Here is a 12705-nt window from a genome sequence, read left to right as displayed (position 1 = left end):
ATGGTACTGCACCGGGGACGGTGTGGGAGAGTAGGTCGCCGCCGGACAATCTTTCATGAGGGCCCTCACCTTTGGTGGGGGCCTTCGTGCTTTCCACGGCCTGTCCACCGGAGGTTTTCAGGTCCGTTCAGTGGCCCCGAGCACCTCGATCATCGCCAGCGTGTTCTGGTACTCACGCCAATGAATGATCTTCCCGTCCCGTACCCGGAGAATCCCGATGAAGGCGGAGGCGGCTTGGTGGCCGGTGGCGATGACGGTGCCGGCGAGCTCGTACTCGACGACGATGGCCTCGGGGTCGGTGGTTTCGTGGATGACCACATCGCGGATCTCGTCGAGGCGGAATTTCCGGGCGAAGGCGGCCTGTTCGGGGCCGGCGAAGTGGAGGAACGCCTCCCGGCCCTCGTACCGCCGGGTTCTGCCGGAAGGGGCGAAGGGCACCTCGATGACGACGTCCTCGGCCAGCTCACCCCCGATGCCGCCGAGGTTCTCAAGCCAGTGCCGCCGCATGCGTTCGAAGATCTCGCGGGGGCCGGGAACGACTGTGGTTTCGGGCATGATGGGTTCCTTGCTGGTGGAAGTTAAGATGAGTAGAAACTCATCTTAATGATTATGAGTGGAGACTCACTTTGTCAATGCCGTGTCTCGTGTCCCTGGTCGGGGAAGGCCGACCGGGATGACGTCCTCGAAGCCCTCGCCGGGCGGTGCCAGGCCGATGCGCGCGGACGCCCGGCGTAACCGGGAGCGGATTCTCGCCGCGGCGGAGGCGGTCTTCGCGGAGAAGGGGCCGTCGGCGTCGACCGAGGAGGTCGCCGCCCGTGCGGGAGTGGCCATCGGTACGGTCTTCAAGCACTTTCCGACCAAGCAGGAGCTCCTGCAGGCCATCATGAAGGACCTCCTGGGCAGGTTGGATCGGGATATGGCCGCTCTCGCGGCCGACGACGCACCCGGCGAGGCGCTGTTCACCTTCGTCACCCGCATGGTCGAGCAGGCCGCGCAGAAGAGGACGGTCGTAGGGCTTCTCGCCGAGACGGGGATCGATCTCCAGGTGGCGAGCTCGGTTCAGATGCTGCGCGAGGGGATCGCGACGCTCCTGGTCCGCTCCCAGGAAGCCGGCACGGTCCGCGAGGAGGTCCGGCTCGACGAGGTGATCGCGCTGCTCACCGGCATCTGCCAGGGAGCGCTCCACGCGGGCTGGGATCGCGACCTCCAGCGTCGTACGCTCGCCATCGTCTTCGACGGCCTCAGGGCGTCCGCGGACCGTCGATGACCCGTGCCGGCAACCGGCCGGGGGTCAGGCGTCGGCCGCGGCACGGAGCAGGGGCTCGATCCGGTAGGGGACCTGGACGGAGAGGGCGATCGTGGTGTCGGTCCGCTGGACGGCGGGTGAGGCCAGAATGCGGGCGATGATCTCCTGGAGGTCGGAGGTGCTGCGGGCCACCACGCGGCAGAGCAGGTCGGCCTGGCCGCTGGTGCCGTAGACCTCCAGGATCTCGGGAAGGGGCTCCAGCGCCCGTACAGCCTCGCCCAGGCGGCCCTGGGCGATCTGTAGCGAGACGAACGCCAGGATCGGGTACCCGGCCCCCTCGGGGGTGACCGTGGGGCCGAAATCGGCGATGACGCCGCGGGCGGTCAGTTTCTCGACGCGGGCCTGAACGGTGCCCCGGGCCACGCCGAGCAGGCGGGCCAGCTCGGTCAGGCCGATGCGCGGGTTGGCGCGCATGGTGACCAGGAGGCGGCCGTCCAACTCGTCGATAGACATCCCAACAGGATGGCAGCAGACTGGGCGATTCGACCAGCGTAAGCGCGGTATGACCGTACAGTTCTGTGCGGATCGCCCAGTAAAACTGGCCGCTCTTGTCAACGTTTCCAGAAATTGCTGTCATTTCATACATGTTCGAAGAAGCGCAGTACTTCGCGCCGGTGGCGACCCATGACGACGGCACGATCGAGGTCCAACTCGGTGCCGGTCATCCAGGTTTCGCCGATCCGGTCTACCGTGCGCGCCGCAACGCGATCGCGGCCCTCGCTGTGGGGTACGTGCCGGGTACGCCGATCCCGACGGCCGAGTACACCGCCCAGGAGCACGAGGTGTGGGCGCTGGTCAGCCGAGAACTCAGCCTGAAGCACCGCAAATATGCCACCATCGAGTATCTGGCCGCGACCGAGCGGCTCGGACTGCCCGCCGAGCGCATCCCGCAGCTGCAGGAGGTCGGCGATCTGCTGGAGCCGCTGACCGGGTTCCGCTATATCCCGGCCGCGGGGCTGGTGCCGCTCAGAGATTTCTACGGCGTTCTGGCCGATGGGCTCTTCCACTCCACGCAGTACATCCGGCACCACTCCACGCCGCTGTACACGCCGGAGCCCGACGTGATCCACGAGGTGATCGGGCACGCCAACGCACTGGCCTCCGACCGCTACTCGCGGCTCTACCGGCTGGCCGGGGAGGCGGCGCGGAGGGTCGAGAGCTCCGAGGCGCTGGAGTTCGTCTCGAAGGTCTTCTGGTTCACGATGGAGTTCGGCGTCATGATGGACCAGGGGGAGCTGCGGGCGTACGGGGCGGGCATTCTGTCCTCCTACGGGGAGATCGAAGAGTTCCGGGGCATGGACATCCGGCCGCTGGACGTCGCCGTCATGGGCACCACGCACTACGACATCACGAAATATCAGGATGTTCTCTTCCGAGCCGAGTCGCTGAAGCACCTCGAAGACGTCGTCGGTGAGTTCTGGGCGACCTGTGACGACGAGAGCATCGCCCGGCTAACCGCCGGGGTTTCCCAAGGGTAGGTGCAGGTTCAGTGCGACATTCCAAGCTGTAAGTCCTTTTTCTGACTAGATTTCGCTTCATCATCTTCTTAGTGCCTGTTGTGGGATATATCCCGATCGTCACGTAATGGGGGAGACGGTTGGGGTGGATGATGAGAGCCAGGCACCGGGTGGTCGCGGCAGCTGTTCTGCTGGTCACCGCGCAGGTCACCGCCTGTAGCACGTGCCAGGGTCTGACGCCGGTGAGCATCTCCACCCCGACGGCGTCTCCCCCGACAGCGCCCCCTTGGCGGCAGGCGGCACCGGCGTCGGTGCCCCCTCCTCCGGCGCCGTTCCTGGCAGCGGTTCCCGCGCCCACCTTCCCCGGCACCATGGCGCTCGGGGTCCCGGGGCGGACGGGACTCGCCGGCTCGCCGAGGATTCTCTCCGGGAAGCTCACGCACACCCTCGACGGCTTTCTCGTCAGGTACGGCGGTGGCCGGACCGCGGTCTCGGTGCGCGACCTGACCACGGGCCGGCGCTACCGCTACCACCGTGCTCTCCAGTTGCCGACGGCCAGCATCTCCAAGGTGAGCATCCTGACGGCACTGCTGCTCGACACACGGTGGCGCGAGCTCGGTGACCAGGCCAGGTCCGACGCGAGGCACATGATCCGTTTCGGCGACGACGGAGCGGCCGACCGGCTGTACGAGCGGATCGGCCTGGAGTCCGGACTGGCCAGTGCGAACCGCAGGCTCGGCCTCAAGCGCACCTACACCCCCGGCGGGCGGTGCGTGGCCCAGAACTGCTGGGGCGCCACGCAGAGCACGGCCGAGGACCAGGTACGGCTGGTCAGGGCGCTGGCCACGGGCAGGAGTCCGCTGGCTCCCGCGGAACGCCGGCGGGTGCTCGGGCTGATGGAGCGGGTGACCCCCGGCCAGAAGTGGGGGATCAGCGCGGGGGCCTGCGAGAACGACCAGGTGTCGCTGAAGAACGGCTGGCTGCGGCACGCGTCGAACGGGCGCTGGGTGGTCGTCAGCGCCGGACTGATCCGCGGGCACGGGCACGACTACGCGGTGGCCGTCCTCACCGAGGACAGTCCGAGTATGAGTGCCGGCATCGCCAAGGTCGAGGGCGTGGCCGCGCGGGTCATGAAAGCCTTCAGGGGCGAGCACGGCTGCGAGCCGGACGCGAACTGAGCGACGGGTGCCCGTTACGGGGTCCTGTCGACCAGCCGGTAGCCCACCCCGCGCACGGTCTGGATCAGCTGGTCGTCGGTGTCGCCCAGACGCGCGCGGAGACGCTTGACGTGTACCGCGATGGTGTTGGTCGAGGCGGTGTCCGTGGAGTTCCAGACATGCCTCATGATCTGCTCCCGCGTCACGGTGCGGTGCGCGTTACGCATCAGGTAGTGCAGCAGCTCGAACTCGCGCAGCGGCAGGTGGATGATCCGGCCGCCGACCGTGACCTGGTAGGCGTTGACGTCGAGTTCCACCTTGCCGACCACGAGCACCCTGCGGGCCCCGGACTCGCCGGTGAACGCGGCGTGGACCAGGGGCAGTAGCTCGGGCACCCGGTAGGGGCGGGCCACGCACGCGGTGGCCCCGGCGGCCAGCGCCTGGACGGCCTGCTGGGCGTGTCCCTCGCCCACGCCCAGCAGGACGGGGATCGCCCGCGTCAGCCGTACCGCGCGGACGAACTCCACAGCCCCCAGGACCGGCAGCGAGGCGCTGACGAGAACGACGTCGGGCCGCAGCGCCCCGGCCTGCAGGAGAGCCTGGGCGCCGTCGGTGACACCCGTGACCCGCACCCCTTCGCGTTCCAGGGCCGCGGACAGGTCATGGACCATGGCCGCTTCCGGATCGGCCACCAGCAGTATGGGTGCCGTCCGTCTGTCCCCTTCCACTTCTGGTGCCGTCTGCGGCTGGAGCACCCGGATCCTCCAATGTGGGTCAGCCGAAGCGACCGGTGATGTAATCCTCGGTCCGCTTGTCGCTGGGGTTGGTGAAGATGCGGCTGGTCTCGTCGAACTCCACCAGGCGGCCGTGCCGCACGCCGGCTTCGTCGACCTCGGCGGTGAAGAAGGCGGTACGGTCGGAGACACGGGCGGCCTGCTGCATGTTGTGGGTGACGATGACGATCGTGTAGTCGCGCGTCAGCTCCTGCATCAGGTCTTCGATCTTGGTGGTCGCGATCGGGTCCAGGGCCGAGCAGGGCTCGTCCATCAGGATGACGTCGGGCTTCACCGCGATCGCCCTGGCGATGCACAGTCGCTGCTGCTGTCCGCCGGACAGGGAGAGCGCGTTCTGCTTGATCTTGTCCTTGACCTCGTCCCAGAGCGCCGCCTTGGTCAGCGCCTCCTCGACGATCTCGTCCATGTTGCCCTTGATCCCGTTGACCCGGGGACCGTAGGCGATGTTGTCGTAGATCGACTTGGGGAAGGGGTTCGGCTTCTGGAAGACCATGCCGATCCGGCGGCGGACCTCGATCGGGTCCACGTGGTCGCCGTACAGGTTCTCGTCGTGGTACAGGATCTCGCCGACCGCGCGGGCGCCGGGGATCAGGTCGTTCATCCGGTTGAAGCAGCGGAGCACCGTGCTCTTGCCGCAGCCGGACGGGCCGATCATGGCCGTGATCTCACGGTTGCCGATGGTCAGGTCGACCCCGCGTACCGCCTCGTAGTCACCATAGAAAACGCTGAGGTTGGAGACGGTGAAGACCGGGTCGAGGGCCTCGATGGTGCGGGGGACTTCGGGGCCGCGCACGTTCACATTCGGCACGGAAATTCCAATCTCGGACATTTCTTACCTCACCAGCGCTTCTGGTAGCGGTTACGGAGCCAGATGGCGACCGAGTTCATCAGGAGCAGGATCGCCAGCAGGATCACGATCGCCGCGGAGGCGAGGACGCTGAACTCCTCCTGGGGCCGGCTGATGAAGCTGTAGATCTGCAACGGCAGGACGGTGAAACTGCTCCAGACACCCTCGGGGTTGAACCGGACCAGCGTCGCGGCGCCGAGCATCAGGAACGGGGCCGCCTCGCCGATCGCACGGGAGAGGGCCAGGATCGAGCCCGTCGCGATGCCCGGGATCGACGCCGGGAGCACCTGGCGGTAGATGGTCTGCCACTGGGTGGCGCCCAGTGCCAGTGAGCCCTCGCGGATCGACGGCGGCACCGCGCGGATGGCCTCGCGGGCGGAGATGATCACGATGGGCAGCACGAGCAGCGAGATGGTGACCGCGCCGGTCATGACGGTGAAGCCGAACTGCAGCCAGCGGGCGATGATGCCCAGGCCGAGGATGCCGTAGACGATCGAGGGAACGGCCGCCAGGTTGGAGATGTTCAGCTCGATCAGCTTGTTGTACCACTTGGTCTTGTCGGCGTACTCCTCAAGGTAGATCGCCGCGAGGATCCCGGTGGGCAGGGCCATGACCGCGGTCAGCGCGATGATCCACAAGGTGCCCAGGATGCCCGACTGGATGCCCGAGGTCTCCGGGCGGCGGATCGAGGGCTGGTTCTCCCAGAGCATCGGGTTGAGCCGTGGCCAGCCCTTCTCGACGACGTAGATGAGCAGCATGGCCAGGAACGCCAGAGCGATCGCGAGGCTGGCCAGCAGCGCGATGCGGAAGAGGTGCTCCCTGAGCGGACGTCCCTTGCTCGCCAGTTGCACGGCCGAACGCGGGGTGGAGAGGATGGCCATCAGTCGTAGACCTCGCGATACTTCTGGACCATGCGGGCGCTGAGGTAGTTCATCGCGAAGGTGATCACGAAGAGCAGGGAACCCACCGCGAAGATGGTCTTGTAGGCGATCGAGCCGACCGAGGCGTCGCCGGAGCCGGCCTGGGCGATGAAGGCCGCCATCGTGGACATCTCATTGCCCGGGTAGAGCGTGAAGACGGACTTGAAACCGCCCGCGATCGCGACGATCATCGTCTCGCCCGCGGCCCGGGAGATCGCCAGGATGATGGCGGCGACGATGCCGGAGAACGCGGCGGGGACGACGACGCGCACCGAGGTGAGCATCTTGGAGGCGCCGAGGGCGTACGAGCCCTCGCGCAGGCCGTTCGGCACCGCGGCCATCGAGTCCTCGGACAGCGACGCGACGATCGGGATGATCATCACGCCGACCAGGAGGCCGGCGGCGAGCGCGTTCTTGGCCTCCAGGTCCAGGAAGGGGAAGAGGTCCCTGAGCAGCGGCGTGACGAAGGTGAGGGCGAAGAAGCCGAAGACCACCGTCGGAACGCCCGCGAGGACCTCGAGCACCGGCTTGAAGATCTTGCGAGTCCTGCGGGAGGCGTACTCCGACAGGTAGATCGCCGCGGCCAGGCCGAGCGGCACGGCGACCACGACGGCGATGAAGGTGATTTCCACGGTCGCCACGATGAGCGGCCAGACACCGAACGCCGGCGGGTTGAACAGCGGTCCCCAGTCGGTGGACCCGAAGAACTCGCCGATGCTCACCGTGGCGAAGAACTCGACGGTCGGTTCGAGGAGTGCGATGACGATGCCGATCGTGGTCGCCACCGACACCATGGCCGCGGTCAGGAGAACGGCCTTGACCACGAACTCGCCGTAACGCGGGCGCGACCGCGCCAGGGACCCCGAGGTCCCTGGAACGGTCGTGCGGTGCTGTGCCGACATCAGCCGGCGCTCTTCAGCGACGTGATGTCAGCCTTGAGCTTGGCCTCCTGCTCGGCGTTCAGTGGGACGAACTTGGCGTCCTTGGCGATCGCGTCGATGTTGGACGCGTAGTAGTCGAGGAAGGCCGCGACCTCGGGCCGCTTCACCGCGGCGGTGGAGGGGTAGATGAACAGCGGGCGGGAGAGCGGGGTGTACTTGCCGCCCTGGGCCGCCTCGACGCTCGGGGCCACGCAGCCGCTGCCCGAGTCGATCTCCACGGCCTTCAGCTTGTCGGCGTTCTCCTCGAAGTAGGTGAAGCCGAAGTAGCCCAGACCACCCTTGGCGCCCGAGACACCGGTGACGATGTCGTTGTCGTTCTCGCTCGGGCTGTAGTCCTTGCGGCTGGCACCCTCCTCACCGTTGATCTCGGCGGTGAAGTAGTCGAAGGTGCCGGAGTCGGTGCCGGGGCCGTAGAGCTTCAGCGCCTCGGCGGGGAACTTGGCGTCGACGTCCTTCCAGGTCTTGATCTTGCCCTCGGCCGCCGGCTCCCAGATCTTCTTGAGCTGGTCGGTGGTGAGGCAGGTGACCCAGTCGTTCTCCTTGGGAACCACGACGGTCAGCGCGTCGGTCGCCACCGTGAGCTCGGTGAACGTGATGCCCTTCGCCTCGCAGGCCGCCTTCTCCTCGTCCTTGATCGCACGGGAGGCGTTCGAGATGTCGGTCTCGCCGGCGCAGAACTTCTCAAAGCCGCCGCCGGTGCCCGAGGTGCCGACCGGCACCTTCACCTGCGGCTGCTCCTCGCCGAAGAGCTCGGAGGCGGCCTGGGTGAGGGGAGCCACGGTGCTGGAACCGTCGATCTTGACTTCGCCGCTCAGAGCCGCGCTCGCCTCGGTGGCGGGGGCGGCGGACGAGGTGCTTCCGTCACTGCTGGGCTTGGCGTCGCCACCGCATGCGGCCGCGAGCGAAACGACGAGCGCGGCCGTCGCCACCGCGCTGAGGCGGCGCTGTCCACTGGTCACGGTTATGTTCCTTCTCCGTAGTGAGATCCGTTCTCGATGTCTTCGATGAAACTGGGGCAAAGTGAACGGAAGTGAAACGAGTCGTGACCGGCACCGGAAGAGGTGAACCCACGGATGTGAATACCCGGGCTTTGGCAGGATTTTCGTCCTGGCTTGCACCCTCGCAGGGCCTTTGGGCTGCGCTTTAGAGGGTTTTGGGGGAAAGATGACCTCATGGGCAGGGGAGAGCCGTCAGTTCGCCATCGCCTCCGGCCGTGGTTGTCACAGGTGTGTCGATCCGTTCACCCTCCCGACATCCTGGGGAAGGTGAACGGACATGGCCCGGAGTGGGCCAACGGGCATGGCGGGTACCCGGGCGTGTGCGGAAGAGCGGACGGCCGTACGGCGCCTGGAAGGGGGACTAGACAGGGAGGGTGAGCGGCCCGCTGCCGAGGCGCTCGAGGATCTTGGTGTGCAGGGGGCCGTTGCTGCACAGCAGGCTGCCGCCGTCGATGTCGGGGACACCCGACAGGTCGGTCCAGATGCCGCCCGCCTCCTCGACGATCACGGTCAGTGCCGCGATGTCCCAGGGGGAGAGTTCGGGCTCCGCCGACACGTCGACCGCGCCCTCGGCGACCATCATGTGTGACCAGAAGTCACCGTAGGCGCGGCTGCGCCAGACGGAACGGTTCAGGTCGAGGAAGGCGTCGAGCTTCCCGGCCTCCTCCCAGCCACCGAGGCTGGAGTAGGAGAACGACGCGTCCTCCAGGTAGGCGACGGAGGAGACCTGGCAGCGCGTGGCCTTGGTGAGGCTCTTGCCGGTCCAGGCGCCGCCGTCGCGGGCGGCCCACCAGCGGCGGCCGAGCGCGGGGGCCGAGACCAGGCCCACGACGACGCGGCCCTGGTCCACCAGGGCGATGAGCGTGGCCCAGACGGGCACTCCGCGTACGTAGTTCTTGGTGCCGTCGATCGGGTCGATGATCCACGAGCGTTCGCCGTAGCCGCTCTTGCCGAACTCCTCGCCGATGATGGTGTCGCGAGGCCGGGCCCGGCCGAGGGTCGCGCGGATCGCCTGCTCTGCCGCCTGGTCGGCATCGCTCACCGGTGTGAGGTCAGGCTTGTTCTCCACCCGCAGGTCCAGGGCCTTGAACCGACGCATGGTCAGATCGTCGGCCGCGTCGGCCATGACGTGCGCGAGGCGAAGATCGTCGTTGTAACCCGTCACGGATGCCAACGCTATCGCGTTGGTGACCGAATTGAGGAGAGTGGGGCGCAAGAGGGAGAATCGTGTCGCCTGCCTATGGCGACGCTAACGCGTCGCGGTTCGGGCCTGCCTCTGGCGACGCTAACGCGTCGCGGTTCGGCCGCTCTTATCCGGCTCCTTCCCTCGTCGAGGGAGGTCGCTCGTTCCTCGCAACCTCCCTCTCCTCAGTCCAGTCGCCGGCGCGGCCTCACGGGTAGTCCCTCAAGGGGGAGCGTGGGGCACGTCCACGAGGTGCTTCTTAATCCAGCCGCGGGCGCGGCCTCACGGGTAGTCCCTCAAGGGGGAGCGTGGGGCACGTCCACGAGGTGCTTCTTAATCCAGCCGCGGGCGCGGCCTCACGGGGAGTCCCTCAAGGGGGGAGCGTGGGGCACGTCCCTGTGGTGTTCCTTGGGGGTTAGTCGTCGTCGGGGGTGCCTTCGCGGCTGGCGAGGAGGCGGCGTAGGGAGGTCAGGCGGGCCGGGTCGGCGTGGCCGGCGGCTACCCAGGCGTCCAGGGCGCACTCCGCTGAGAGGTGGTTGCAGCCCTTCGGACAATGGACGGTGCCCTCGATCAGGTCGGGGAAGCCCGCCAGGACCGTCTCCACCGAGACATGGGCCAGACCGAAGCTGCGCACCCCGGGGGTGTCGATGATCCAGCCACTCTCCGGCAGTTCGAGGGCGACGGCGGAGGTGGAGGTGTGACGGCCCCGGCCGGTCACCGCGTTCACGTGTGAGACGGCCCGGTTGGCGTCCGGCACCAGGGCGTTGACCAGGGTTGACTTACCCACCCCGGAATGGCCGACGAGCACGCTGATCCGGCTCTTGAGGCGCTCTCGCACCTCCACCAGGTCGCCGCCCTTGGCGACCACCACGTACGGCACGCCGAGGGGGGCGTACAGCGAGACCAACTCGTCGGGCGAGGCGAGATCGGACTTGGTGAGGCAGAGCAGTGGCTCGATGTCGGCGTCGAAGGCCGCGACCAGCATCCGATCGATCATGCGGGGCCGGGGCGGCGGGTCGGCCAGGGCCGTCACGATGACGAGTTGGTCGGCGTTGGCGACCACGGGGCGCTCGATGCCGTCGGTGTTGTCGGTGTCGTCCGCGGAGCGGCGGAGCATGGAGGCACGGGGCTCCACCCGCACGACGCGGGCCAGCGTGTCGGTCATCCCGGAGACGTCGCCCACCAGGGCCACCCGGTCGCCGACCACGATTCCCTTGCGGCCCAGCTCGCGGGCCTTCATCGCGACCACGACCCGGCCGCTCATCGCGGCGCCCTCCGCCTGGTCCCGCTTGCGGCGGCGTCCCCGCTCGCCCTCCGACTCGACCAGGCACGTGTAGCGTCCGCGGTCGACGGCGACCACGAACGCCGGGACCGCGTTCTCATGGGCAGGACGGATCCGGGTCCGGGGCCGGGATCCCTTTCCCGGCCTGACCCTGACGTCGTCCTCGTCGTACTCGCGCTTTCTCAGTTTCTCCGCCTTGTCCGGCCCGGTGCGCCCCGCGAAGGGCCGCGACTACCGGGCGCCTCCTGGGCCTGCCGGCCGGTCGCCCCTCACCGCGCGCCGCGCAGCATGTCCGCCCACATCGAGGCGAACTCGGGAAGGGTCTTACCCGTGGTGGCGATGTCCTCCACCTCGACGCCGGGCACGGCCAGCCCGATGACCGCTCCGGCGGTGGCCATCCGGTGGTCGGCGTAGGAGTGGAACACGCCGCCGGTGAGCGGTCGGGGCCGGATCTCCAGGCCGTCCTCGGTCTCGTTCGCGTCGCCGCCGAGACCGTTGATCTCCGCGACCAGAGCGGCCAGCCGGTCGGTCTCGTGCCCGCGGATGTGGGCGACACCGCTGATTCTGCTGGGGGAGTCGGCGAGAGCGGCCAGCGCGGCGATCGTCGGGGTCAGTTCGGCCACGTCGCGCAGGTCCGCCTCGATTCCGGTGATCCGTCCGGTACCGGTGACCGCCAGCCCCTCGGGTGTGTGCTCCACCGAGGCGCCCATGTCGGCCAGCAGCGTGCGCAACTGGTCACCCGGCTGGGTCGTCCGCACGGGCCAGTCGGGAATGGTGACCGTGCCGCCTGTCACCATGGCGGCGGACAGGAACGGCGCCGCATTGGACAGGTCGGGCTCAACGGTGAAGTCCCTCGCCCCGATGGGGCCGGGCTCGACCCGCCAGACGTCCGGCTCGGAGTCGTCCACCACGACGCCGAACTCGCGCAGCATCTGAACGGTCATCTGGATGTGCGGCTGCGAGGGGATCGGCGGGCCGTCGTGGCGTACCGTCACGCCCTTCTCGAAGCGCGCGGCGGTCAGCAGCAGGCCGGAGAGGAACTGTGAGGAGCCCGACGCGTCGAGCCTGACCTCGCCGCCGGTCAGCGGTCCCCTGATGGTGAAAGGCAGCGCGTCGCCGGTCACCTCGGCGCCGAGGGCGCGCAGCGCGCGCAGGATCGGGCCCATCGGGCGCTTACGCGCGTGCGGGTCGCCGTCGAAGAACACCTCGCCCCTGGCCAGTGCCGCCATGGGCGGCACGAAGCGCATGACCGTGCCCGCCAGCCCTACGTCGATGTGGGCGCCGCTGACGACGGGGCCGGGCGTGATCGCCCAGTCGACGCTCGAGGCGCTCTCGTTGGAGGGGGTCATCGTCGCGCCCAGTGCCCGCAGCGCGTCCGCCATCAGATCGGCGTCGCGGCTGCGCAGCGCCAGCCGTACCGTGCCGGGTCCCTCGGCCAGTGCGGCGAGCAGCAGTGCGCGGTTGGTCACGGACTTCGATCCGGGCAGGGGAACGGTCGCGCGGACGGGTTCGGTCGCGGTCGGCGCGGGCCACAGCGGAGCGGACATGGCCAAAAGCCTACCGGGAGGCGAGTTGTCGGCGACGCTGTGTGAACTGCGACGCTGGGATCCGGCTCCTTCCCTCGTCGACCGGGGCCGCTCGTTCCTCGCGGGTTGTTGGCGACGCTGGCGCGTCGCGGTTCGGCCGCTCTTACCCGGCTCCTTCCCTCGTCGAGGAAGGTCGCTCGTTCCTCGCAACCTCCCTCTCCTCAGTCCAGTCCCCGGCGCGGCCTCACGGCCCGCTCTCCTCAGTCCAGTCCCCGGCGCGGCCTCACGGGGAGT

General features: G+C 68.4%; 13 protein-coding genes. 3 read left to right on the top strand and 10 right to left on the bottom strand.

From position 1 onward, the window contains the following. Nucleotides 1-117: 117 nt before the first annotated feature. Nucleotides 118-555 carry a nuclear transport factor 2 family protein gene (locus ABT130_RS45055; protein WP_350966122.1) on the bottom strand — a complete coding sequence of 146 codons (438 nt, stop codon included), beginning with the start codon at nucleotides 553-555 and terminating at the stop codon, nucleotides 118-120. Between the two features lie 118 nt (nucleotides 556-673). On the opposite strand from ABT130_RS45055, the gene ABT130_RS45050 reads away from it, so the two are divergent. Continuing rightward, on the top strand, nucleotides 674-1267 hold the full coding sequence (locus ABT130_RS45050; RefSeq protein ID WP_350966121.1) for a TetR/AcrR family transcriptional regulator: 594 nt from the start codon (nucleotides 674-676) through the stop codon (nucleotides 1265-1267). 24 nt (nucleotides 1268-1291) lie between these two features. On the opposite strand, the gene ABT130_RS45045 is transcribed toward ABT130_RS45050, so the two are convergent. Further along, a complete protein-coding gene (locus tag ABT130_RS45045) occupies nucleotides 1292-1759 on the bottom strand; it encodes an Lrp/AsnC family transcriptional regulator (protein ID WP_350914235.1) in 468 nt (155 codons plus the stop codon). A 131-nt stretch (nucleotides 1760-1890) separates the two neighbouring features. Here ABT130_RS45045 and ABT130_RS45040 point away from each other — a divergent pair, with 131 nt between their 5' ends. Both ABT130_RS45040 and ABT130_RS45035 read left to right on the top strand, forming a co-directional pair. After that, on the top strand, nucleotides 1891-2784 hold the full coding sequence (locus ABT130_RS45040) for a phenylalanine 4-monooxygenase (protein ID WP_350966120.1): 894 nt from the start codon (nucleotides 1891-1893) through the stop codon (nucleotides 2782-2784). A 128-nt stretch (nucleotides 2785-2912) separates the two neighbouring features. After that, nucleotides 2913-3941 (top strand): serine hydrolase, encoded by a 1029-nt coding sequence (locus tag ABT130_RS45035; RefSeq protein ID WP_350966119.1) that lies wholly within the window; start codon nucleotides 2913-2915, stop codon nucleotides 3939-3941. 14 nt (nucleotides 3942-3955) lie between these two features. Here ABT130_RS45035 and ABT130_RS45030 read toward each other — a convergent pair whose 3' ends face one another. The 8 genes from ABT130_RS45030 to aroA all read right to left on the bottom strand — a co-directional run bounded on the left by ABT130_RS45030 (nucleotide 3956) and on the right by aroA (nucleotide 12432). Continuing rightward, entirely contained in the window at nucleotides 3956-4612 is a 657-nt protein-coding gene (locus ABT130_RS45030) for a response regulator transcription factor (RefSeq protein WP_350914241.1), read from the bottom strand. An 82-nt stretch (nucleotides 4613-4694) separates the two neighbouring features. Beyond that, the gene (gene pstB, locus ABT130_RS45025; RefSeq protein WP_386324170.1) at nucleotides 4695-5522 is read right to left on the bottom strand and encodes a phosphate ABC transporter ATP-binding protein PstB; all 828 of its coding nucleotides are present in this window, start codon (nucleotides 5520-5522) and stop codon (nucleotides 4695-4697) included. A 29-nt stretch (nucleotides 5523-5551) separates the two neighbouring features. Beyond that, entirely contained in the window at nucleotides 5552-6442 is an 891-nt protein-coding gene (gene pstA / locus ABT130_RS45020) for a phosphate ABC transporter permease PstA (RefSeq protein WP_350966118.1), read from the bottom strand. Beyond that, nucleotides 6442-7383, bottom strand: a complete 942-nt coding sequence (gene pstC / locus ABT130_RS45015) for a phosphate ABC transporter permease subunit PstC (RefSeq protein ID WP_350914244.1) — start codon at nucleotides 7381-7383, stop codon at nucleotides 6442-6444. Before pstC ends, pstA begins: the two co-directional genes overlap by 1 nt. Next, nucleotides 7383-8381 (bottom strand): PstS family phosphate ABC transporter substrate-binding protein, encoded by a 999-nt coding sequence (locus ABT130_RS45010; RefSeq protein WP_350966117.1) that lies wholly within the window; start codon nucleotides 8379-8381, stop codon nucleotides 7383-7385. Before ABT130_RS45010 ends, pstC begins: the two co-directional genes overlap by 1 nt. A 400-nt stretch (nucleotides 8382-8781) precedes the next feature. Next, nucleotides 8782-9585: a histidinol-phosphatase gene (gene hisN, locus ABT130_RS45005; RefSeq protein ID WP_350914248.1), complete on the bottom strand. Its 804-nt coding sequence runs from the start codon at nucleotides 9583-9585 to the stop codon at nucleotides 8782-8784. Nucleotides 9586-10018: 433 nt separating this feature from the next. Next, nucleotides 10019-11071: a ribosome small subunit-dependent GTPase A gene (gene rsgA, locus ABT130_RS45000; protein ID WP_350966123.1), complete on the bottom strand. Its 1053-nt coding sequence runs from the start codon at nucleotides 11069-11071 to the stop codon at nucleotides 10019-10021. An 83-nt stretch (nucleotides 11072-11154) separates the two neighbouring features. Beyond that, nucleotides 11155-12432, bottom strand: coding sequence for a 3-phosphoshikimate 1-carboxyvinyltransferase (gene aroA, locus ABT130_RS44995; RefSeq protein WP_350914250.1), 1278 nt, complete (start codon nucleotides 12430-12432; stop codon nucleotides 11155-11157). Nucleotides 12433-12705 lie beyond the last annotated feature (273 nt).

The organism is Streptosporangium sp. NPDC001681, assembly GCF_040298085.1.
Taxonomy (GTDB): Bacteria; Actinomycetota; Actinomycetes; order Streptosporangiales; family Streptosporangiaceae; genus Streptosporangium.
The sequence above is the reverse complement of the archived record's forward strand: the minus strand, read 5'-3'. Positions and strand labels throughout refer to the sequence as shown.